Annotated in this window: 1 protein-coding gene; it reads right to left on the bottom strand. The window is 59.9% G+C overall.

Annotation, left to right across the window (positions count from 1 at the left end; translation table 11 throughout):
- On the bottom strand, window positions 1-769 hold a 769-nt coding region (locus EAE93_RS23940), incomplete at both ends, for a toprim domain-containing protein (RefSeq protein ID WP_214040730.1).

Genomic DNA, 769 nt, shown 5'->3' with positions numbered 1-769 from the left:
GCATCCTGCATCGACACGGCACTGTCCAGCAACAACCCGAAGGCCCGTTCCGGCTCGGCGACCTGACACAGATAGCCGTTGGCATCCATGCCCTCGGGGAACACCACCCGGAACACGGCGATACCGGTGGCGGTCAGTTCGGCGGCCAGTTTCACCGCTGCGTCATTCCCGGCGGGGTCATTATCGAAGGCAATCAGCACCTGTCTGACCTGATGCTGTTTCAGGGCCTGCCAGTGGTCGGGAGTAAAACCATTGACGCCATAGGCGGCGGTGACATTACGGTAACCGGCTACCCAGAACGACATCGCGTCGATTAACGATTCACACAGGATAAGCGAGGCTGACGCCGCCATTGCCGGTTCATTCCAGACGCCGCCATGTGCGCCGGGCAGATACAGATGCCTGGGGGTGTTTTTGCGCAGGTCCTCACCGATTTTACGCCCGTAGATTTCGCGTATCTGGCCGTGCCTGTCGATAACCGGTATCACCAGTGAACCCCGGAAGTGTTCATGCCCGTTGTCCCGCAGGATACCTGCCGCCATTAACCGGGTACGGATAGCCGACCCGGCCTTGTATTTACTGGCGGGCAGCCGGTAACCCAGCGTGCGGTTGGCCAGGCCCGGTTTAAAACAGGCGACTAATTCCGGGTGGTTTAACCGGCGTTTTTCCAGATAAGCCAGCGCTTCGGGGGCGTTCAGCAACGTCTGGTGATAGAACTCCACCACCCGATTAAGCAGCGCCTGCCGTCCGGCTTCGTCTTCGGCCAGCA

Origin of the sequence: Photorhabdus akhurstii (genome assembly GCF_018448925.1) — a bacterium.
Lineage (GTDB): Bacteria > Pseudomonadota > Gammaproteobacteria > Enterobacterales > Enterobacteriaceae > Photorhabdus > Photorhabdus akhurstii.
Note: the sequence above shows the minus strand (reverse complement) of the source record. Positions and strands in the feature narration are given on the sequence as shown.